Raw genomic sequence first — 267 nt, 5'->3', positions numbered from 1 at the left:
CATCCTGCTTGCAAAGCAGGCGCTCTACCAACTGAGCTAAACCCCCAAAAACAACTCAAAATTCAAAAGGCAAAATTCAAAAGCAATATACCTTTGACATTTGACTTTTTACTTTTGACTTGCTTCAGGTGGGCCATCCTGGACTCGAACCAGGGACCTCACCCTTATCAGGGGTGCGCTCTAACCACCTGAGCTAATAGCCCTTATCGAACCAAATCATAGTTTGAAAGTACAACTTCAAGTCTGCGACCGACCTAGGTTAGACCA

At 44.9% G+C, this 267-nt stretch carries 1 tRNA gene and 1 rRNA gene (1 of these 2 only partly in view); both read right to left on the bottom strand.

The features are described 5' to 3' along the window. Positions 1-68 (bottom strand): 23S ribosomal RNA (locus CUN59_RS20015); its annotated part reaches 1963 nt to the left of the window's first position; the annotation flags it as partial. Between the two features lie 61 nt (positions 69-129). Further along, positions 130-203: transfer RNA gene (locus tag CUN59_RS20010), tRNA-Ile, on the bottom strand. Between the last annotated feature and the right edge of the window lie 64 nt (positions 204-267).

Origin of the sequence: Cuspidothrix issatschenkoi CHARLIE-1, assembly GCF_002934005.1 — a bacterium.
Taxonomy (GTDB): Bacteria; Cyanobacteriota; Cyanobacteriia; order Cyanobacteriales; family Nostocaceae; genus Cuspidothrix; species Cuspidothrix issatschenkoi.
The sequence above is the reverse complement of the archived record's forward strand: the minus strand, read 5'-3'. Positions and strand labels throughout refer to the sequence as shown.